Raw genomic sequence first — 20576 nt, 5'->3', positions numbered from 1 at the left:
GAATTCGAGGAGGAAATTATCAATAAGCTAGAACATTTTTTATTAGAATTAGGTCACGGATTTACTTTTGTCGCAAGACAAAATAGAATTACTTTTGATGATAAACATTTTCGAATCGATTTGGTTTTTTATAACCGAATTCTTAAATGTTTTGTCCTGATTGACTTGAAAATAGGCGAATTAAAACATCAGGATTTAGGACAAATGCAAATGTATGTCAATTATTACGACAGAGAAATGCGTTTGGAAGATGAGAATAAAACCATAGGAATTGTACTTTGCCAAATCAAAAGTGATTTGGTTGTAGAATATACTTTACCTGAAAATAATGAGCAAATTTTTGCTAGCAAATACAAAACGATTCTGCCAAGCAGAGAAGATTTAATACAATTAATTTCGGAATCAAGATAATGAAAGACGAAGAAGACGATAACATATTACCAGAAGATCAAGAAGAAGAAAATACCGTTGGTGAAGATACTTTTGAAGATATAATTTCTACAGGAGGGCAACATTTTTACGATAATCAAGAAGACGGAAACGATACTATTACCAAAGTTACGGGAATGTATAAAGACTGGTTTCTGGATTACGCTTCGTATGTGATTCTGGAACGTGCCGTTCCGGCAATTGAAGACGGTTTCAAACCAGTGCAACGCCGAATCATGCACTCGTTGAAAGAGTTAGATGACGGCCGTTACAATAAAGTGGCCAATGTTGTTGGACACACCATGCAATACCATCCTCACGGTGATCAAAGTATTGGTGATGCCATGGTGCAAATTGGTCAAAAAGAATTATTGATAGATTGTCAGGGAAACTGGGGAAATATTCTAACAGGTGATGGTGCTGCGGCTTCCCGTTACATTGAAGCGCGTTTGTCTAAATTTGCTTTGGAGGTTATTTATAGTCCAAAAATTACTGATTGGGGAGTTTCTTATGATGGACGACGAGCGGAGCCGAATAATCTTCCGGTAAAGTTTCCTTTATTGCTGGCTTCCGGTGCCGAAGGAATCGCTGTGGGTCTTTCCACAAAAGTATTACCTCACAATTTTAACGAATTAATAGATTCATCGATAAAAATATTAAAGGGAAAACCGTTTACGATTTATCCCGATTTTATGACACAAGGGATTGCTGACGTGTCCAATTATAATGACGGTTTGCGCGGCGGTCGGGTGCGGGTGCGTGCTAAAATTGGTCAACTCGATAAGAATACTTTAGTGATTACCCAAATTCCGTTTTCTACCAATACGACGACTTTAATTGACAGTATTTTGAAAGCCAATGATAAAGGTAAAATCAAAATCAAAAAAATTGAAGACAATACCGCTGCTGAGGTAGAGATATTGATTCATCTTTTTCCGGGTGTTTCTCCAGATAAAACCATTGATGCCTTGTTCGCATTTACAGCTTGTGAAACATCGGTAGCGCCATTGGGTTGTGTGATTGAAGATAACAAACCATTGTTTATTGGCGTTTCCGAAATGTTGAAAATTTCAACCCACAGAACCGTTCAATTACTGAAAAGTGAACTCGAAATTCAATTGGGTGAATTGGAGGAACAATGGCATTTTCTTTCTTTGGAACGTATTTTTATCGAAAATAAAATCTATCGTGACATTGAAGAAATGACGACTAGAGAAACGGTAATAAAAGCCGTTGATGATGGTTTAAAACCACACACAAAACACTTAAAACGTGCTGTTACCGAAGATGATATTCTGCGTTTATTGGATATTCGCATTATGCGTATTTCTAAATTCGACAGCAATAAAGCGCAGGATAAAATTGAATCTCTGGAAGGTGATATCGAACAAGTAAAGCACAATTTAGAGCATCTGATTGATTTTGCAATTGCTTATTTTACCAAGTTGAAAGAGAAGTACGGAAAAGGACGCGAGCGCCAAACAGAACTCCGTATTTTTGATGATATCGAAGCTACAAAAGTAGTGTTGCGTAATACTAAATTGTACGTTAATAAGGAAGAAGGCTTTGTAGGTACGAGTTTGAAAAAAGATCAATATGTGACGGATTGTTCTGATATTGATGATGTAATTGTTTTTCTTCGTGATGGAAAAATGATGATTACTAAAGTGGATGCTAAAACCTTTGTAGGCAAGGATATTATTCACATTGCTATTTTTGACAAAAGCGACAAGAGAACGATTTACAACATGATTTATCGTGACGGAAAATCTGGTCCTTCCTACATAAAGCGTTTTAATGTTTCGGGAGTTACGCGTGACAAACCGTATGATTTAACGAATGAAACCACTGGCTCACAAGTGCTTTATTTTTCTTGTAATCCAAACGGGGAAGCAGAAGTAATTACTATTTTACTCCGCCAAATAGGAACAGTCAAAAAACTCAAATTTGATATTGATTTTGCCAGTTTAGCCATTAAAGGTAGGGCTTCCAAAGGGAATTTGGTAACCAAATATCCTATCAAAAAAATCGAATTGAAAGAGAAAGGGATTTCAACTTTATTACCTAGAAAAGTTTGGTTTGATGATACGGTTCAACGACTAAATGTAGATGGAAGGGGAGAGTTGCTTGGCGAATTTAGACCAAGTGATAAAATTTTAATTGTTTCGCAAAACGGAAAAATAAAAGTAATTACGCCCGAGTTATCCACTCATTTTGATGAAGATATGATTGTTCTTGAAAAATGGATTCCTAAAAAACCAATTTCAGCCATTTATTACGATGGAGAAAAAGAGCGCTATTACATCAAACGCTTTTTGGTAGAAACTGAAAACAAAGAAGAAAGTTTTATTACAGAGCATCCTAGCTCTCATCTAGAAATCGTTTCGACTGATTATCGTCCAGTTGCCGAATTGATTTTTACGAAAGTAAAAGGAGTGCAAAAAGAAAACATGACCGTAGACATAGAATCCTATATTGCCATAAAAGGATTTAAGGCGCTAGGGAATCAATTAACAACAGATAAATTGAAGCAAGTAAACCTTCTAGAGTCGCTGCCTTATGACATTCCAGTTGCCGTAATTCCAGAAGAGTTGGAAGTTTTAGGAAATACTAGTGCCGATGATTCCGATATTCAATTAGACGATGATGGTCAAATAACTTTAAGTTTAGAATAAAAGAAAAGCGCTCCATGAGCGCTTTTCTTTTGAAATATTATTTCTTTTTCTTTCGCATTTTCATATTCAGGAATTCTACCCCTAGTGAAAATGCAATGGCAAAATACAAATACGCTTTTGGCACTGCGCCTACAGTTTGTCCCGCTAATACGGCTTCAGATAAATGCATGCTTTCTGTGATTAGCATGAAACCAATCAAAATCAAGAATGCTAAACCTAAGATTTGGATAGATGGATTATTGTTGACAAATGTTCCAACTGGAACAGCAAACAACATCATCACCCCTACAGAAATTACTACGGCAGTAACCATGATATACAAAGCTCCTTCCAGTCCATTAGTCATCCCAACGGCTGTAAGAATACTATCAACAGAGAAAATAAGGTCAATCAATAAAATTTGAAAAATGACATTACCAAATGATTTAGCAGCTGAAGTTTTTAACTCTTTTTCCTCTTCTCCTTTATGATCTACTTTTTCATGTATTTCTTTGGTGCTTTTATAAATAAGGAATATTCCACCACTTAGTAATATCAATGCTTGACCATTAAAATGAGCACTAAACCAACCCCAGTCAAAACTAAAAAGAGGTTCCTTCATTTTGATCAGCAAGGTAATTCCAAATAACAATGCAATGCGCATAAACATAGCCAAAAACAAACCTAGTTGCGTCGCCTTTTTTCGTTTTTCAGGGGGTAATTTCCCCGTTACAATCGATATGAAGATAATGTTGTCAATTCCTAAAATGATTTCTAGAAAAGTCAATGTCAATAAGGCAACCCACGCGTCCGGATTTAAAAATACTTCCATTCTATTTTTGTTATAAATTATAAAACTTAATCGGCAATTTTCGTAACGGTTCCTCTTTGTTTAGCATCTGAACCAACCATACCAAATTCAAAGGTATATGAATTTTTTGTAGTTGTCAAGATTTTCATACCAATAGCTTTTTCTTCCGCCATGTTTTTTGGATGTAATTTGAGCAATACATATTCACAATCATTCACCCAGCGTATGGAAGCCGTATCTCTTTTTCCTTCAAAAGTTTCGATTTCGATGCTATCATTGCGTTCAAAAACGGTCGTTTTCTTTACCCCTTCAACTTCGTATTCAAATTTGAATTTCCCAGTTTTAAAGTCCTTACAGTTGCGCTCCGCATCATAACAGGACAATAGGGAGACTAGCGGAAGTAGTAGTAGTATTTTTTTCATTAGTAGGATGTTTGTTTTTTTAAATTTTTATAAAGGATATTAAAGTTGCGGTCTTAATCGAAGGTTTGTGGGCTAGAAATGTAATTACACAATTTTAATATCGTATTTGTCTAAAAGACCACTAATTCCTTGACTTGAAAATTTAGTTTTTTTCATCGGATTGAACTCAGGATCAATTTTGTAATTGTAAGCTGTTGTAAAATCAACTCCTGCCAATTGCGTGTCATTGAAGACCGTGTTATCTAAATTACAATTTTCAAAAACCGAATTCGTAAGATTGGTCCCAACAAAATTGACCTCTTTCATCGAGCAAGTAGTGAATTTTGTCTTTGGCATTTTTTTATTAGCAAAGGAGGAATAATCTAAAACGCAGTCCTGAAAATTGACATTGAACAAGAAATCAGTACACTTGCTAAAATGGATTCCTAGCAGTTTGCAATCTTTGAAACGAACTGTTTTTAAACTCGTTCCAGTTAAATCGGTCATGGCTAGATTGCAATTGATGAACTCGCAATCCATAAAAGTATTGTTTGAAAAATTACTGTTGGAGAAATCGCAATTCTGGAACACACAATCTTCAAATTCTCGATTGTTAATTCTTTTGCCGATCCAGATGACCTTGTCAAATGTTTTTTGAATGTGGATTAAGTCTTCCATTAGTCGTCAGATAAGCTTCTTACAATAGTTTTTAATCCCAAATACATCAGGAACATAGCGGCAAGACACACAATTATTCCAATGGCTAAAACCAAATAATGCCAGACATTCCCTTTGTTCATAAAGGCATTATAAATCAGTGCTGGCCCTAAAAAGAGAAGCGGTAAGGAACCTGATAAATATTTAACTCCTTTGGATAATAATTCTTTATTCGTTGCCATTTATTTTAGTTTAAAATAGTTTAAAGTAACAGGATTTAGGTTAGATTATAATGCTATTTTTTGTTAAAACCAGCCACTGCTTTTCGCACGCTACCGTATTTTTTCAATAGTTTGCTAGCTTCTTCATAGGAAATTGGAATTTCGCCCATGATCATTTTTATGCCACGATCCACTAGTTTTGTGTTGCTAAGTTGCATATCGACCATTTTGTTTCCTTTTACTTTTCCGAGTTGAATCATAGTAGCGGTCGAAATCATGTTTAATACTAATTTCTGTGCAGTTCCAGCTTTCATTCTGGAGCTTCCTGTTACAAATTCCGGGCCCACTACCACGTCAATAGGGAATTGTGCTGTTTGAGAAAGCGGACTTTCTGCATTACAGGAAATACTTCCCGTACTAATATTATTTTTGTTGCAGGCTGCTAATCCACTAATAACATAGGGCGTTGTACCTGATGCAGCGATACCTACTACAACATCATTTTCATTTATATGGTGTTCCAGTAAATCTTTCCAGGCTTGGGTAGCGTTGTCCTCGGCATTCTCTACTGCTCGTCGAATTGCAGTATCGCCACCAGCTATGATTCCGTTTACCAAGTCGAACGGCACTCCAAATGTTGGCGGACACTCGGATGCATCCACAATACCTAATCGTCCTGAAGTTCCAGCACCAATGTAGAACAATCTACCGCCTAACTTCATTTTAGCTACAATTTGTGTCACTAAGTTTTCTATTTGTGGCAATGCTTTTTCTACGGCAAGCGGAACAGTTTTGTCTTCTTGATTGATATTAGAAAGCAATTCTTGAACTGACATTTTTTCTAAATGTTCGTATTTTGAGGATTGTTCGGTGGTTTTTGTGAAGGTCATTTTTCATATAATTGGACGACTCCAAAATTAACCTTTTTTATCACAATCTCGAAATTTTCTATTTTTAGTTTCAAGTCACTGCTATCCGAAAGTCTAAAATAAAAAGAGCCTTAGAATCCCGTATTTTTGATTTTGCGAAACAAATAATACTTTATGGGACTCTTCAGGCGAAACAAAAATATCAAAAAACCAGTTATTAGACAAATTATTGAACTTGTTCCTAGATGAATGATCGCATCTTGTGCTAAAAAACACAGTTCAGACAAAGGATGTAGTAAGTACAAGACTTACGACCAATTTGTTGCTTTAACTTACGGACAGCTGAATAAGTGCTATACTTTAAATGATATTTCCACTGGAATTGGGGTTAGCGAGACTTTTATTGAAGATTTAGGATTGACTCAAAGTCCAGCAAGATCCACTATGAGTGATGGCAATAAAAAACGAGATTGGAAAGTGTTTGAATCCTTATATTATAGGCTTTTGAAACATTATGAAAGGATCTTGAAAAGCGAATCTCAACGTAATATTATCAAAGAGATTAAAGACCAAAATATAAAATTGATTGACAGTACCACAATCAGCCTGTGTTTAAAAATGTTTGATTGGGCAAAGTTTCGGACAGCAAAAGGGGGTTTAAAAATACACACGTGCTGGGATGACAATTTACAAATTCCGGACTTGGTAAATATAACAGAAGCAAAAATACACGACCGGTACGGCATAGGTCAGTTAGTTTTTTCCAAAGGAACAATTATAGTGGAAGACAGGGCTTATTTTGATTTTACATTGATGCTGCATAGAATTCAAGCTGAAAATATTTTTGTTACTCGCATTAAGACAAATACAGTGTATAAATCTATCCAAGAATTGGACTTGCCTGATGCGGAAGATCAAGATATTATTAAGGATGAAATTATTGTTTTAAACAGCAACAAAGCCATAGAGACAGGGATTAGTGAACAAAAACTAAGATTAGTGCATGTTTATAAGCAAGACGAAAACAAGGTAATTGAAATCATAACCAATAATTTAGAATGGTCAGCTAGAACAATAGCTGATTTGTATAAAAAGAGATGGGATATTGAACTTTTTTTCAAGGCAATGAAACAAAACCTACAGATAAAAACATTCCTAGGCACAAGTGAAAATGCGGTTAAATCGCAAATTTACATCGCATTGATTAGCTACTTATTAATTGAATTGATAAACAGAACCATATCTAAAAAGACAAAGTCTTTCTCAAATCTGGTCGAAAAAATCAGAATCTGTTTTGCCGAAGGAACTGGTGGATTGATTAATATTATTATGAAAAAAGGAGTTCGTGATTCCTGGAAAAACACTTCTACGGTTTCTTATGATCAAAATAAATATAGTATCTATACTTTAAGAGATAACTTTTTTTACAATAAAAACAAGTTTAGATTTGCTGCTAGCATTAATGCAAAAACAGGTTATTTGAATGCTACAGATGATTTAAAAATGTATTTTCCTGATGGACTTTTCCATATGAAAAGTGTGACAAAGGTAAAAACTGAAAATCTTTCCGGTAAATTGGCTTTAGATTATGATCTTTCAGAATGTACTACTATTGGATTTCAATATTTAAACGATGGAAATAACCCTGATTTTAAATCGGATATTAGAATTGAGAATTACAATACTCAAAATGAATTGGATAATGTTACACTGAACAATAGCTTCACTGACAAAGGATCAAAAAATCAAACCTATAATGCGCATTTGATTACCAAATTAGATTCTTTAAAAAGGAAGTTATCTTTTGATTTGGACTATTTTAATTACGATTCGAAATTCGATAGAAATTTTGTCGCAAATAACTTCACGCCAGAGATGGCATTTGTAGATGTTAATCAGTCGGGAAGAAACATTTCGAATCAGGATATTGACAATTGGAGTTTTAAGGCAGATATGGAACATCCGCTTCAAGCGTTGAATTTGTCTTACGGTGCAAAAATGAGTTTTACAAATAGTGTAAGTGATGTACTTTATTTCAATACAATTACAGGAACTCCGGAATTAGATCAGAATCAATCCAACCGATTTAAATACACTGAAAATAATCAGGCTATTTATGTGAATACGGATAGAAAACTCAATGAAAAATGGAATTTCCAAATGGGATTAAGATTGGAGAACATTCAAACAAATGGATTTTCTGAAACAATGAATCAGGAAACAGGAAATAATTATTTGAAATTATTTCCAACCTTTTATGCTTCTTACAAGAAAAACGAAAACAATACTTTTAGTTTGAATTACGGAAAAAGAATCAACAGGCCACGTTTTGACTTATTGAATCCATTCAGAATTTACATCAACAGCAATAGTTATTCCGAAGGAAATCCGTTTTTAAGTCCATCATTTAGTGATAATTTTGAGTTGGTACATTCGTATAAAGAAATTTTGAGAACAAGTGTTTTTGTCAATGCAATTACAAACGGATATGGTGTTTTGTTTACCTCAAATCCGGAAACCAATACGCAGATTGTAACCCGTAAGAATTATTTTAAAAACTTAAATTATGGAATAGGGGAAAGTTACTCGGTAAGTTTTGCAGATTGGTGGTCTAGTGAAAATTCATTGTACCTTTTGGGAGCAAAAACAGAATTTATTAAAGATTTCAACGCCACTCCATCAAACAGTTTACAAATTGATTTTTCTACAAATAATACTTTTTTATTAGGTAAAACGACAAAATTGCAAATCGATTTTACGTATACAACGCCTTTTAAATCCGGTTTATATGAAGTAGGATATACTTCAAGTTTTGACATTGGTTTCAAACAGGATTTGTTTAATAAAACCATGCAGATTGCATTTTTGGCAAATGATCTTTTAAATACTTCCTATTTAAAAGATTTTACTTCAGTTATAAACGGTGTAAAACAGGTATATGAGGAGAAACAAAGTAATCGATTTGTACGTTTATCTGTGGTTTATAATTTTGGAGACAAAAAAATCAATGTACAACAGAGTGATTTTGGAAATAAGGAGGAGAATAAACGAACTGGAGGTAATTAGATAATTGAAAGCTAGCAGACAGAAATCTATTTATTTCTGCTTCTTAACTTTATAAAATTATATAAAATACGCCAAAGTAATTCCTATCACAATCATTGAAACTTTTGCGATATTGAATTTGTGTCCTTCGCTGCTTTCGAAAATGATAGTGGACGAAATATGAAATAATATTCCAATAACAACGGCTGTTATTTCAGTATAATAGTCGTTTAAAATGGGTAAATAATCGGATAAAACAGTTCCTAGCGGCGTCATTATGGCAAACGTAACCATGAAGAAAAAAATTGCTTTTTTATTGAGGCTTGAGTTGATAAAAAAAGTGGTCAGAATTATGGCTATTGGTAAATGATGAATTGCTATTCCAATGGCTAAATCATTGTGGTGACTGAGTGGAAATCCTTCTAAGAAGGCATGAATGCAAAGGCTAATGAATAGCAACCACGGGATTTGAGTCATTATTGTGTGCCCGTGAACGTGTCCATGTTCAGCTCCTTTGGAAAAAAATTCTAATATGATTTGGAATAAGATGCCCAACATAATAAAGAGACCAATAGAGGGCTTAGCACTTTCATAAATTTCGGGCAATAAGTGCATTACGGTTAAGGAAAGTAAAAATGAACCGCTAAAGGCTAATAGTAGTTTTAGGTTGGTCTTGTTCTTTGGTTTTAAAACCAATGCAATACTATATCCTATAAGCACGGAAAGTAAGGGTAAAAGGTAATTCATATTTTTTGCTTAACCATTGATTTGTATTCTTGTTTAATCGTTTAAGTATTCAACTGTTAAAGTGTTTAATTGATTAATTCTTTAACTTTTCAACCCTTTTCTCGATTAACCTGCTACCTATTTGAAAATCATAATCAGTCGTTCACTTTCGGTTTTATGGAATTTCTTCAATTTATAATCACCAAAAATGTCCAATAAATAAATCCCAGCTTCTTCCATTAATTCTTCAAAATCTTTAAGCGTTAAGGCTTTCACTTTCTCGGTAAAGTGGAATTGTTCGCCTTTGTCTTCAAAATTAATGTCTTTATAAATGTGGCCGTCTTTGAGGTAGCGCGTCATGTGAAATTCGATTCCATCAACAGTTTTCGTTTCTTCAGGAACAAGGGTTTCTAGCACTTGAGCGACATTCATAAAATCAATCACCGCAAATCCATATTCCGAAAGGCTTTCCTTGATTGCTTTGAGGGTGATGAGGTTGTCTTCGTCATTTTCGAAATAACCAAAACTGGTAAATAAATTAAAAATGGCATCGTATTTCTCTTCAAAAGTTTCTCGCATATCATGCACTTTGAAATGCAGTGTTTCATTCGTGTTTATGCTAGCTTCAGCAATACTGTTCTCCGATAAATCTGCACCAAGGACGTCAAAGCCCAGCTGGTTCAAATAAATAGAATGACGGCCTTTGCCACAGGCTAAATCCAGTACTTTTGCTTTTTCAGGAAGATTTAGATAATGCGTGAGATTATCCATGAAAATTTGTGCTTCTCTGTAGTTACGGTCTTTGTATAAAATATGGTAATAAGGAGTATCAAACCAAGAAGAGTACCACTTTTCGGTTGAATTTAGTTCGTTTTTGGTAGACGGTTTTTCAGCTTCAGACATTTATTCTTTTTCAATTAATTCGATTCAGGCAAATTTAGTGTATTTTTGCAGAAAATAACTATTTCACAGCCATTCAAATGGGGTAACAGTGGGATATATTTTTTACCACATAGAAAATCTAATAGAAGAGGATTTTTTTTAGATTTTTTTCTGCTTACCGATGTTTTCTCCTAAAAATAAAATATATTTTTGTTTAAAAGTAGAGCATCTCTAGTGAGAATTAGATAAAATGGGTTGTAAGAATAAAAATAGGATCCACAATAGGATTGCATTTGGATGAGGGTTTAATTAGAATTTACTTTTTGGAATTTATAGAGAAAAATGGAAAATAATTATAAGATGGTTGCCAAAACCTTTTTTGGTTTTGAGGAGATATTAGCAAAAGAGTTACAGATGCTGGGCGCACAAAACGTGGAGCAAGGGGTGAGAATGGTAAGTTTCAAAGGAGACAAAGGTTTTATGTACAAAGCGAATTTAGCGTTGCGTACGGCTTTGAAAATCTTAAAGCCTATTTATTTTTTTAAGGCTAACAATGAGCAGGCATTATACAAGGGTATTTCAGGGGTAAATTGGTCCAAATTAATTGGTGCTAATCAAACTTTTGTGATTGATACTACGGTACATTCCGAATATTTTAATCACTCGGAATTTGTTTCCCAAAAATGTAAAGATGCTATTGTCGATCAGTTCCGAGAAAGAACCGGTCAACGTCCAAGCATTGATAAAGTACATCCTGATTTAAGAATCAATATTCATATCGATAAAGACCAAGTTTCTGTTGCACTGGATACTTCAGGAAATGCGTTGAACCAACGTGGGTACAGAACGGCTACCAACATTGCACCAATAAATGAAGTTTTGGCTGCGGGAATTCTTTTACTTTCAGGTTGGGATGGTCAAGGTGATTTCTTGGATCCTATGTGCGGTTCGGGAACTTTTCTAGCCGAAGCAGCAATGATTGCCTGCAATATTCCAGCAAATATCAATCGTAAGGAATTTGCTTTTGAAAAATGGAATGATTGGGACAATGATTTATTTGACAGTATTTCTGATAGTTTATTGAAACGGGTTCGTGAATTTCATTACACTATAAAAGGATACGATAAAGCACCAAGTGCAGTTCAAAAAGCCAAAGACAATATCAAAAACGCCAATCTTGACGACTATATTTCAATCGAAGAAAAAAACTTTTTCGATACTGAAAAATCCTCGGAAGGGAAATTGCATGTTGTTTTCAATCCACCTTACGATGAGCGATTGGATATTCACATGGAAGAATTCTATAAAAATATAGGAGATACCTTGAAGAAAAATTACCCAGGAACTAATGCCTGGATGATCACCGCAAATCTAGAAGCGCTGAAGTATGTAGGGCTGAAACCTTCAAGAAAAATTAAGCTTTTCAATGCTGGTTTAGAAGCAAGATTAGTGAAGTACGAAATGTACGAAGGGAGTAAGAGAACAAAGTTTCAAGTAACAACGGATGATGCTGAATAAGCAGGATTCAATTTTTTACTTTCGACTTTTGACTTTATAACTTTAAGACTTAAAAAAATGACCAAATTACAAATACGAGCATTTATCTATCAATTAGGATGTTTTGCCATTTTATTTATATTTGCTAGATTTGCAGTGGAGCAGTACACTAATTTAATTGGATTTTGGATTCCGTTAACTGCTTTCGTTATTGGCACTCTATTGTCGCCAAAATTCCAAGCAGTAAAAACTAAAGATGGAGAAAAATTATATATGAAATGGATTTTCATGAAAGGAATTAAGGAAATAGGATAGCTTAAAATCCTAAGATATTATTTTAAATATGGACCGCCAATTTGTTAATTTTTACCAAAAAAAAATTAGCAAATTGGCGGTTATTTTTTTCTACTTCTTTGGGACTGTAACAGGTTTTACTTTCTTCTTATAAATAGGAACAAAATAAGTAACCGTATAATTGAATCCTACTCCAAAACTACCGTCGTAGGTTCTATTAAATCCAGGAATGTATAAGTTGGAAAAATTATCTGGTTCCTTGTTGGTTACTAATCGGTTCAATCGAAGGCTGAAACCTACAAATACATTGTCAAATACTTTGGCTTTTATTCCAGCTACCACTTCAATCCAACTCGCTGATAATCCATCAAACTTTTTACCAGATGGAATTATTGGAGTTTCTGCAAAATACGGGTTTGCATTATAAATTCTGTAACTGTTTAATTGCTGATTAAAAGTACTGAAACCGTAGCGCATCCCAATAGAAATAATATTTTCCATGTCGAGCCAGTTTTCGTAAGCATTGTAATCAAAACCAACTTTTAAATACGAACCTTTGGTAGTGAAATTAACGCGGTCATCATCTGTAGTTTTGTTTTCGTTACCTAGCTCGGCGGCCAAAAAGTATTTTTTAGTCAATCTATAGTCCCCTACGAACTCAATTCCTTTGTAATTAATGTCATATAAACCTCGTGTTATTTTGTAGAGATCTAGCCCCACACGCACGCCATAGCGATCTGTTTTTAAGGGAATCGAGTCGCTCTTTACTATTGTAGGATCAATTGCGACTAATGGTAGCGGGGTATCAGGAATTTTCTGATCTGTTTTAGGAGATACTGAAACTCTTTTAACAACTGTAGTTTGCTTTACCGGTTCCCCTTTTGGCGTCGTTTCTTGCGCTTGTGCCAAAGTCAACGACAATAGGAGACAAATACTAAAAAAAGATCTTAATGTGTGTTTCATTTTCGTTTTCGATGTTATTTTTTTCTACCGATATAAATTTGATCCATTTTACATTAGCCGTTGTAGCATCGGTATGCGTATAGGGATTGGTTGGGTCTAAAGTAAAAATAGTTTTGTATCCACAAGCTCTAGAAACAAAGAGTTCTTGAGTACTGTAGTCAAATCGAATAATGTCCTGATCAACTAAAGCTGGATTTGTATTGCCAGAATTCAGCGTGAAACTATAAGTAGTAGTCGTTCCCACTGTTTTTAGCGGAATCGAAATGGTATTCCCACTAGTTATTTCAGCTCCATTAAAAAGAATTCCGGTAGTCATTCCCTCGCCTACCACTTTTAGATTGGATACGTTTTTTAAAACTGAAGGATTCAAAAAGTCATAGAAACCAATTACCAATCGTGGCGTTGTGGGTGTATTTGCATCACAAATATCATCTTTCTCACAACCTGAGAAAGAGAGTGCTAATGCCACTACTAATAAAATTATTTTTTTCATTTACAATTTTTTTGTGGAAACCTGTACATCATTAGTGTGCCTAAGAGGCATTTTTAATGCCAATACGATGTCAATTTTTAAAATCTACAATCAAAAATCGTTAATCAGCAATCAAAAATCAATTATCTTCTTTCTAAAAGCACCACATTTTCTACGTGATGTGTTTGCGGAAACATATCCACTGGGCGCACGCGTGTAACTTTGTATTTCTCGTCCATCAAGGCCAAATCGCGGGCTTGTGTAGCTGAGTTACAACTTACGTAAACCACTTTTTCAGGAGCAATTTTCATGATTTGTTCAATTACATCTTTATGCATTCCGTCTCTTGGTGGATCGGTGATAATTACATCTGGATGTCCGTGTTGTGCAATGAAGCTATCGTTAAACACTACTTTCATGTCCCCTACAAAGAACTCGCAATTTGTAATTTCGTTTCGTTCCGCGTTTAATTTGGCGTCTTTAATGGCTTCAGGAACACTCTCCACGCCAATTACTTTTTTAGCTTTTTTAGAAACAAACTGAGCAATCGTGCCCGTTCCAGTATACAAATCATAAACAATTTCATTACCCGTCAATCCAGCAAAATCTCTTGTTATTTTGTACAATTCATACGCTTGATCCGAGTTGGTTTGATAAAATGATTTAGCATTAATACTAAACTTCAATCCTTCCATTTCTTCTAAGATGTAATCTCTTCCTTTGTATAATTTGATGTCGGTATCATATAAAGTGTCGTTTGCTTTACTGTTGATAACATATTGTAAAGAAGTAATTTGTGGAAACTTCTCATAGAGTTGATCCAAGATTAATTCTCTATTGGCTTTGTCATTTTCAAAAAACTGAATCAAAACCATGATTTCTCCAGTAGAAGCAGTGCGTAACATCAAGGTTCTCAACAAACCAGAATGTTCTCTTGGGTTAAAGAAGGTAAGTCCATTTGCATTAGCAAAATCCCTTACTTCATTGCGAATAGCATTTGATGGATCTTCCTGTAAATGACATTTATTAATGTCCAAGATTTTATCCCACATTTTTGGAATGTGAAATCCTAATGCGTTTCTGTTTCCTAAATCTTCGGTGCTGTCAATTTCTTTTTCGGTCAACCAACGGCTATTTGAAAACGAAAATTCCATTTTGTTTCTATAAAAAAATTGTTTCTCCGATCCTAAAATGGGTTCAAATTCAGGAAGTTCCACTTTTCCAATGCGTTGCAGATGATTTAACACTTCATTTTGTTTGTAATACAGCTGTTGACTGTATTTCATATTCTGCCATTTACAACCACCACAAACACCAAAATGCTCGCAAATAGGAGTTACACGGTGCTCTGAATATTCGTGAAAGTGAATCGCTTTTCCTTCGTAATACGCCTTACGTTTCTTGAACGTTTGCACGTCGACTACATCGCCGGGTACTACATTAGGGATAAAAACTACTTTACCGTCGGGAGCTTTTGCCACCGATACGCCTTTTGCACCAGCATCAAGGACTTTTATTTGATGAAAGACAACTTTGTCTGTATTTTTCTTAGCCATAGCGCAAAAATAAGCGTTTGAATGGTTTTATAAATTCAATTTTGTAAATATTTTCAAAAAGTCTCCTTTTATTTTGCGCCTTATCTTGCTTTTCGCTGTAAATCTGCTGCACTTGATCTTAAAATCGGCAACAAAAAGAGCTGTATAGCCCTCCGATGCTAAGGCAATTTTTTTTTAGGGCCTTGTGAGCACCTCTTTTTCTATTGCAGTACTTGTGCACATACCGTTTGTAGGTTTGGCCAAGCATTTCAAGCGCAGCAACGGGAAAATAAAAGGACTAAAGCGGTACCAAGACCTAAGTATACTTAAGAGTTTTGTCTCTACATTGAAATAGTTTTGGTATCGAAATTTAGCGATGGAAAAAATTAAAAAAGGAGCTCATATCAGCTTGTTTCAGTGTCGGTTAGGATTGGGAATATAAGTTAGTAACACTTGTTTTTTGAGTGGGAACACTTCCTATATTTCTAAAATCTCTTCCCGTAGGTTCTTCAAAAACTTCTAGTTGAAATTGAGAGGTTATAGTGAGTAAATGATCAAAAATATCGGATTTAATGACCTCATGTTTTTCCCATTCTTTTTCATAAGTAAAACAATAAATTTCTAAAGGCATCCCTTGAGAAGTTGGATCTAATTGGCGAACCATAGTGGTCATCTCGGTATTAATTTTAGGATTAGAAAGAAGATAATTTTCTGCGTAAACTCTAAAAACGCCAATATTAGTTAGGCTTTTGATATTTACTGGATTGGACTCATTATCAATTAGAGAAGAATTGGATTTCTTGATCTCAATTTCTTTCTGAAGGATGTAATCTCTTATAAGTGTGTATTGCTTAAATTGTTCTAGCATTTGATTATCACAAAAACAAAAACTACTTACCTTAAGATAGATGGCTCTTTTGATTCTTCGTCCTCCTGAATTACTCATTCCACGCCAGTTTTTAAAAGAATCAGTGATGAAAGCATAGGTTGGAATTGTAGTAATTGTTTTGTCCCAGTTTTGAACCTTGACGGTGCTTATATTGATGGACATTACGTCTCCATCAGCATCATATTTTGGCATGGCAATCCAATCGCCCACGCGTACCATATCATAAACAGACATTTGAATACTCGCTACAAAACCTAAAATAGTGTCTTTGAAAATTAATAACAATATAGCGGTCATGGCTCCCATAGCACCTAAAAAGTAAAATGGACTCTTTCCTAAAAGTAACGACAAAATAAGAATTCCGCCTACGAAATAAACGACGATATTTAGTACTTGAATGTAACTCGTAATAGGTTTGTCCTTGAAAATAGAAGATTTGGACAGAATGATATCAAATACTGCCAGTAAGGCAATGATGGTCCAAATGATGACCAAAAGAATTACAATCATCGCCAAAGTAACAATATAACTAGACAGTTTTGGATATTCGACCAAAATGGAAGGCACGGTAAAAATGACAAGAACTGCTGGAATAATATAAGCAAGTTTGTCAAATATTTTTTTCTCAAGTAAGAGGTCATCCCACGTCATCTTAGTTTTTAAAAATAGCTTATGTATTGCATTAACAATTAATTTTTTGGTAATCAACCAAGACACAATACCTATGAGGAACAAACAAAAAAGAAGTATCGGGAGATTGATGTAATAAGCGATTCGGGGATCTATGTTAAAAAAATCAGTCAACCAGGAAGGATCTATATTTATGGAAGGGTATTTTTCGGTTAATACAATCATTATTTTACTTTGTTTCATACAAAGGTAACATTCGCAAGTGAAGACAAGGTCAGATCCTTAGGATTGGCTTTTTCTTAACACTACACATTGTTTTAACAGTAATCGAAAATTTTTACCAACGTGTGTTTTTACCTAATTACAGTGCTTGTTTCGGTTAATGCAATTCAAATTTAGGTTATTTTGATTCCCTCTCTGAATCTGATTATTTTGAAGCTGGTAATAGATTTTGATTCAAAGAACAATAACGAACGATTGAGTAAATTACTGGTGGCAGTCAAAAATAAAAAGTTAATGAACCTAGGGAAGGAATTCAATTTTATTTTTTAAAAATAAGAGCAGAGATCTACAATGAAAATCTATTGTTAGAAAGTAAGGACTTCAACTAGGCTACTATAGTTTTTATATTATTAAATTTCAATGGTAAAAAGGGCAAGAGAAAAAAATAGCGATACTGTATAAAAAATAGTATGAGGAATCTCAACATTGTCGTTTTATTCCTTTAAGCAACAGAGATACATTCGGTTTTGCTTTATTCTATTTTAGAAAGAGAATTGTGGTCTGTTCCAATTCCATTCTTCGTTTAATCAGCGAAAGGCCATATTTCTCTTCTAATTGTTTGCTCATACTTTCAAAATTGGTCGTTTGAAGTGTGAAATTATAAGTGTCTTTGAGGTCAGTTTTATCGAAAGTTATTCGCTTGTTCTTTTTGGTCAAAGCATCAACCAGCGATTTAATATTGGATTTTTTGATGATGATTTCCTTCGGGTTTATAGTCACCAAGTTTCCATGTGAATTATGAGTTGATTTGTGTTCAGATAACAGAGATGAGTTTGAAACTTTTAAATCCCAAACTTCCATTAGTTTACGGGTCTTTTTAATTTGGAAATTATAGGTTTTTGTTATTTGATTTAAAGCAATCCTTTTTGTTTGTGAACTGTCTTTCAATTTGTTTTTGAAATATACGTTCAAAGTTTGTTCAAGCTGGTTTTCATTATTGGTTTGTAACAAAATTTCATTTGTAGTCAGTAATTGGGATAGAATTGTTTTTAGACTTATATTTTTGTAAGCCAGGCTATCCGGATACTTTTGTTGCGTACTTTGAAGATGTATGTCGTCAGTTTCTTCGATCTTGATGGAATACGCAGGAGATTCAAAGTTTAGTTTTTCGGAATGGTTTGATATGGATAGTATTCCAATACCAATAAATAAAGCATTGTGAAGCCCGTGCATTAAAAACCCTGAAATAAAACCATCACGAACCCTTAGATAGCCAATAATGAGGCCTAATATTATTTGTGGCGCTACTAAAATTGGCGATAGAAGTAAAATAGTATAGGAAAACTCAAAATTAGTAAGATGAACCATTCCAAAGAACACAGAAGAAAAATAAAATATGAATTTGTATCTTTTAGTCCAGACTGAACTTAGGAATGTTGCTGCTTTTTGTTGATTTCTTTTTCCTGTGAGTGAAGCTACTGCAACGATAAAATGCAATGCGTAATTGTCTTTGTAACGCAAATACAGGCGAAAGAGTAGCTCTTCGAAAAAAGGTATTATGATAACTACTACAAACAAGAGTACTGGAATTGATACTGACTTGATCAAATTTTCCATTGCGTGGTTTTCAGTATCCACTAATCCTAGTTGTTCAAGACCACTAATCAAAAGAATCAAAACTACCATAATCGGAATTTCAATTAGCAGTAAAGAAAGAAGCGTTTTTACTTTTTGAACTACGGTACGTTTTGGTCCTGCCTCGTCTTTAGGATTTTTTAAAAAGACCATTAAATTGAAGTAGTTTTCTTTGATCGCTTCCAGCATAGGAGTATTTTATAATTTAATAATTAGGATTTCAGAAAAAAATATAATGGACTGTTTAGGGAAGTGGTCTCATTTGAACAATGTTCATTTCTCCTGTCACAAACATAATCAAATCAATACGAAAAATAGCACATAAAGAAATATATTCACAAGAATTTTAAGTTGGTATTATTGCAGTTTTTATCATTGACAAAGTATTAGTTCATTAGGGCAGATACACTTTTAGTTTAATATGAATTTTAAACTTTCGTTAAAAAATGGCCTGGTTTAGACTATTTTTTGAGAAATGAACTAAATTTGAGAAAACAGAAAATCTATAATTATGAAAAGAAATGCAACCGCAGTCTGGAATGGTTCACTCAAAGAAGGAGCCGGAAAATTGACGACACAAAGTACTACATTAAGCGATACACAATATTCATTCAAATCCCGTTTTGAAGAAGGAGTAGGGACAAACCCGGAAGAACTGATTGCGGCCGCACATTCAGGTTGCTTTACGATGCAACTTTCAGCTTATATTACGGAAGCTGGTTTTGAAATTGAAAGTATTGAAACCAAATGTGCTATTGATTTGGTCGATGGAACCATTTTGACTTCACAATTAACGGTTACAGCAAAGGTAAGCGGAATAGCAGAAGATGCTTTTCAACAATTAGTGACTAAGGCAGAAAAAAATTGTCCTATCTCTAAGGTACTGAATGCCGCAATTTATACTACGGCTACCTTAGCATAAACAAATAAATATTCCACAAAGCAAGAAGGCCCGACTTAAATCGAGCCTTTTTGCTTTTGTATATTCCATTATTTCTCTACTAAAACTTCTTTGATTGCTTTTTCAGCAAGCGGAGCCATAATCTGATAACCCAATTTGTTAGGGTGCACACCGTCACCGGAATAAGCCTTTTTTAGTCCATCGCGTTCATCTCTCATGGCCGAAAAGTAATCAAGATACAGAATACCTTTAGCGTTAGCGTAATTTTTTATCATTTTATTGAGATCCACTACTTTTTGAGCTGGATTTTGATTGGGTTTCCAAGGGAAGTCATAAGCGGGTAGCACGGAGCATAAAATCACTTTAATGTGATTTGCATGTGCCAACTCAACCATTGAGAAAATATTATTTGTAATCATTTGCAATGTTACTGGACCCGTATTGCCTGCAATGTCATTAATTCCTGCTAAAATAACTACTGCGCTAGGTTTTAAATCAATCACATCAGCTCTAAAGCGGAGTAGTATTTGCGGAGTTGTTTGGCCACTAATACCGCGATTAAGGTAAGGTTTTCCAATAAAATATTCAGAGTCAGTTGTGCTCCAAAACTCTGTTATAGAATCGCCCATCAGCACAATTCTCTTTTCTCCGGGCGCTACTGGTTTCAGCTGTGCATTCTCCTCTTGATATTTGCTTAAATTCGGCCAGTCCTGCGCTTGTGCTTTTCCTCCCATAATGATTGATAACAATAAGATACTATAAAGGAATTGAATTTTTTTCATTTGTCCTTGGATTTAAAATTTCAAAATAAAATTAGGATACGCCAAATGCAACCGAATCAAA

18 protein-coding genes and 2 pseudogenes are annotated in these 20576 nt (G+C 34.4%); 7 read left to right on the top strand and 13 right to left on the bottom strand.

Annotated elements, in window-relative coordinates; all coding sequences use genetic code 11:
• Together BLS90_RS17085 and BLS90_RS07440 are read left to right on the top strand one after the other, a co-directional pair.
• Positions 1-411, top strand: a pseudogene (locus BLS90_RS17085) (PDDEXK nuclease domain-containing protein); the annotation flags it as partial.
• On the top strand, positions 411-3104 hold the full coding sequence (locus BLS90_RS07440) for a DNA gyrase/topoisomerase IV subunit A (protein WP_091257040.1): 2694 nt from the start codon (positions 411-413) through the stop codon (positions 3102-3104). The pseudogene BLS90_RS17085 and the gene BLS90_RS07440, both read left to right, overlap by 1 nt.
• Positions 3105-3141: 37 nt before the next feature.
• Here the strand turns inward: BLS90_RS07440 and BLS90_RS07435 are convergent, their stop codons facing one another.
• The 5 genes from BLS90_RS07435 to murQ form a co-directional block, all read right to left on the bottom strand.
• On the bottom strand, positions 3142-3915 hold the full coding sequence (locus tag BLS90_RS07435) for a TerC family protein (RefSeq protein ID WP_091257039.1): 774 nt from the start codon (positions 3913-3915) through the stop codon (positions 3142-3144).
• Between the two features lie 26 nt (positions 3916-3941).
• On the bottom strand, positions 3942-4316 hold the full coding sequence (locus tag BLS90_RS07430; protein ID WP_091257038.1) for a DNA topoisomerase IV: 375 nt from the start codon (positions 4314-4316) through the stop codon (positions 3942-3944).
• A gap of 84 nt (positions 4317-4400) precedes the next feature.
• Positions 4401-4973, bottom strand: coding sequence for a pentapeptide repeat-containing protein (locus tag BLS90_RS07425; protein ID WP_091257037.1), 573 nt, complete (start codon positions 4971-4973; stop codon positions 4401-4403).
• Positions 4973-5194, bottom strand: a complete 222-nt coding sequence (locus tag BLS90_RS07420) for a DUF6095 family protein (protein ID WP_091257036.1) — start codon at positions 5192-5194, stop codon at positions 4973-4975. The genes BLS90_RS07425 and BLS90_RS07420 overlap by 1 nt, the downstream gene beginning before the upstream one ends.
• Positions 5195-5247: 53 nt before the next feature.
• Positions 5248-6063, bottom strand: coding sequence for an N-acetylmuramic acid 6-phosphate etherase (gene murQ / locus BLS90_RS07415; protein WP_091257035.1), 816 nt, complete (start codon positions 6061-6063; stop codon positions 5248-5250).
• Positions 6064-6216: 153 nt separating this feature from the next.
• On the opposite strand from murQ, the pseudogene BLS90_RS07410 reads away from it, so the two are divergent.
• Positions 6217-7443, top strand: a pseudogene (locus BLS90_RS07410) (IS4 family transposase); the annotation flags it as partial.
• Between the two features lie 102 nt (positions 7444-7545).
• Positions 7546-9108: an outer membrane beta-barrel family protein gene (locus BLS90_RS07405; RefSeq protein ID WP_394331025.1), complete on the top strand. Its 1563-nt coding sequence runs from the start codon at positions 7546-7548 to the stop codon at positions 9106-9108.
• 57 nt (positions 9109-9165) lie between these two features.
• Here BLS90_RS07405 and BLS90_RS07400 read toward each other — a convergent pair whose 3' ends face one another.
• Together BLS90_RS07400 and BLS90_RS07395 are read right to left on the bottom strand one after the other, a co-directional pair.
• Positions 9166-9834 carry a ZIP family metal transporter gene (locus BLS90_RS07400; protein WP_091257034.1) on the bottom strand — a complete coding sequence of 223 codons (669 nt, stop codon included), beginning with the start codon at positions 9832-9834 and terminating at the stop codon, positions 9166-9168.
• Between the two features lie 117 nt (positions 9835-9951).
• Positions 9952-10716: a class I SAM-dependent methyltransferase gene (locus tag BLS90_RS07395; RefSeq protein ID WP_066081607.1), complete on the bottom strand. Its 765-nt coding sequence runs from the start codon at positions 10714-10716 to the stop codon at positions 9952-9954.
• A gap of 321 nt (positions 10717-11037) precedes the next feature.
• On the opposite strand from BLS90_RS07395, the gene BLS90_RS07390 reads away from it, so the two are divergent.
• The gene (locus BLS90_RS07390) at positions 11038-12213 is read left to right on the top strand and encodes a THUMP domain-containing class I SAM-dependent RNA methyltransferase (RefSeq protein WP_091257033.1); all 1176 of its coding nucleotides are present in this window, start codon (positions 11038-11040) and stop codon (positions 12211-12213) included.
• Between the two features lie 57 nt (positions 12214-12270).
• Complete coding sequence (locus BLS90_RS07385; RefSeq protein WP_091257032.1) at positions 12271-12507, top strand: hypothetical protein; 237 nt, start codon at positions 12271-12273, stop codon at positions 12505-12507.
• A gap of 90 nt (positions 12508-12597) precedes the next feature.
• Here BLS90_RS07385 and BLS90_RS07380 read toward each other — a convergent pair whose 3' ends face one another.
• From BLS90_RS07380 to BLS90_RS07360, 5 genes are all read right to left on the bottom strand, one after another.
• A complete protein-coding gene (locus BLS90_RS07380; RefSeq protein WP_091257031.1) occupies positions 12598-13449 on the bottom strand; it encodes a DUF6048 family protein in 852 nt (283 codons plus the stop codon).
• Positions 13421-13942 carry a DUF6452 family protein gene (locus BLS90_RS07375; RefSeq protein ID WP_091257030.1) on the bottom strand — a complete coding sequence of 174 codons (522 nt, stop codon included), beginning with the start codon at positions 13940-13942 and terminating at the stop codon, positions 13421-13423. Before BLS90_RS07375 ends, BLS90_RS07380 begins: the two co-directional genes overlap by 29 nt.
• Before the next feature lie 122 nt (positions 13943-14064).
• Positions 14065-15477, bottom strand: a complete 1413-nt coding sequence (gene rlmD, locus BLS90_RS07370) for a 23S rRNA (uracil(1939)-C(5))-methyltransferase RlmD (protein WP_091257029.1) — start codon at positions 15475-15477, stop codon at positions 14065-14067.
• Positions 15478-15880: 403 nt separating this feature from the next.
• Positions 15881-17218 (bottom strand): mechanosensitive ion channel family protein, encoded by a 1338-nt coding sequence (locus BLS90_RS07365; protein ID WP_245705060.1) that lies wholly within the window; start codon positions 17216-17218, stop codon positions 15881-15883.
• Positions 17219-17734: 516 nt separating this feature from the next.
• The gene (locus BLS90_RS07360) at positions 17735-19021 is read right to left on the bottom strand and encodes a CPBP family intramembrane glutamic endopeptidase (protein WP_091257027.1); all 1287 of its coding nucleotides are present in this window, start codon (positions 19019-19021) and stop codon (positions 17735-17737) included.
• 322 nt (positions 19022-19343) lie between these two features.
• Between BLS90_RS07360 and BLS90_RS07355 the strand changes: the two genes are divergently transcribed.
• A complete protein-coding gene (locus BLS90_RS07355) occupies positions 19344-19754 on the top strand; it encodes an OsmC family peroxiredoxin (RefSeq protein WP_091257026.1) in 411 nt (136 codons plus the stop codon).
• A gap of 68 nt (positions 19755-19822) precedes the next feature.
• Here the strand turns inward: BLS90_RS07355 and BLS90_RS07350 are convergent, their stop codons facing one another.
• Positions 19823-20515: an SGNH/GDSL hydrolase family protein gene (locus BLS90_RS07350; protein WP_245705059.1), complete on the bottom strand. Its 693-nt coding sequence runs from the start codon at positions 20513-20515 to the stop codon at positions 19823-19825.
• Positions 20516-20576: the final 61 nt, after the last annotated feature.

The sequence above is a fragment of the Flavobacterium omnivorum genome, from assembly GCF_900099915.1.
Taxonomy (GTDB): domain Bacteria; phylum Bacteroidota; class Bacteroidia; order Flavobacteriales; family Flavobacteriaceae; genus Flavobacterium; species Flavobacterium omnivorum.
The sequence above is the reverse complement of the archived record's forward strand: the minus strand, read 5'-3'. Positions and strand labels throughout refer to the sequence as shown.

Excerpts from the sequence above, each read along its gene's own strand:
- BLS90_RS07440 (WP_091257040.1), top strand. The coding sequence starts at position 411 with ATGAAAGACGAAGAAGACGATAACATATTACCAGAAGATCAAGAAGAA.
- BLS90_RS07435 (WP_091257039.1), bottom strand. The coding sequence starts at position 3,915 with ATGGAAGTATTTTTAAATCCGGACGCGTGGGTTGCCTTATTGACATTG.
- BLS90_RS07430 (WP_091257038.1), bottom strand. The coding sequence starts at position 4,316 with ATGAAAAAAATACTACTACTACTTCCGCTAGTCTCCCTATTGTCCTGT.
- BLS90_RS07425 (WP_091257037.1), bottom strand. The coding sequence starts at position 4,973 with ATGGAAGACTTAATCCACATTCAAAAAACATTTGACAAGGTCATCTGG.
- BLS90_RS07420 (WP_091257036.1), bottom strand. The coding sequence starts at position 5,194 with ATGGCAACGAATAAAGAATTATTATCCAAAGGAGTTAAATATTTATCA.
- murQ (WP_091257035.1), bottom strand. The coding sequence starts at position 6,063 with ATGACCTTCACAAAAACCACCGAACAATCCTCAAAATACGAACATTTA.
- BLS90_RS07405 (WP_394331025.1), top strand. The coding sequence starts at position 7,546 with ATGTATTTTCCTGATGGACTTTTCCATATGAAAAGTGTGACAAAGGTA.
- BLS90_RS07400 (WP_091257034.1), bottom strand. The coding sequence starts at position 9,834 with ATGAATTACCTTTTACCCTTACTTTCCGTGCTTATAGGATATAGTATT.
- BLS90_RS07395 (WP_066081607.1), bottom strand. The coding sequence starts at position 10,716 with ATGTCTGAAGCTGAAAAACCGTCTACCAAAAACGAACTAAATTCAACC.
- BLS90_RS07390 (WP_091257033.1), top strand. The coding sequence starts at position 11,038 with ATGGAAAATAATTATAAGATGGTTGCCAAAACCTTTTTTGGTTTTGAG.
- BLS90_RS07385 (WP_091257032.1), top strand. The coding sequence starts at position 12,271 with ATGACCAAATTACAAATACGAGCATTTATCTATCAATTAGGATGTTTT.
- BLS90_RS07380 (WP_091257031.1), bottom strand. The coding sequence starts at position 13,449 with ATGAAACACACATTAAGATCTTTTTTTAGTATTTGTCTCCTATTGTCG.
- BLS90_RS07375 (WP_091257030.1), bottom strand. The coding sequence starts at position 13,942 with ATGAAAAAAATAATTTTATTAGTAGTGGCATTAGCACTCTCTTTCTCA.
- rlmD (WP_091257029.1), bottom strand. The coding sequence starts at position 15,477 with ATGGCTAAGAAAAATACAGACAAAGTTGTCTTTCATCAAATAAAAGTC.
- BLS90_RS07365 (WP_245705060.1), bottom strand. The coding sequence starts at position 17,218 with ATGAAACAAAGTAAAATAATGATTGTATTAACCGAAAAATACCCTTCC.
- BLS90_RS07360 (WP_091257027.1), bottom strand. The coding sequence starts at position 19,021 with ATGCTGGAAGCGATCAAAGAAAACTACTTCAATTTAATGGTCTTTTTA.
- BLS90_RS07355 (WP_091257026.1), top strand. The coding sequence starts at position 19,344 with ATGAAAAGAAATGCAACCGCAGTCTGGAATGGTTCACTCAAAGAAGGA.
- BLS90_RS07350 (WP_245705059.1), bottom strand. The coding sequence starts at position 20,515 with ATGAAAAAAATTCAATTCCTTTATAGTATCTTATTGTTATCAATCATT.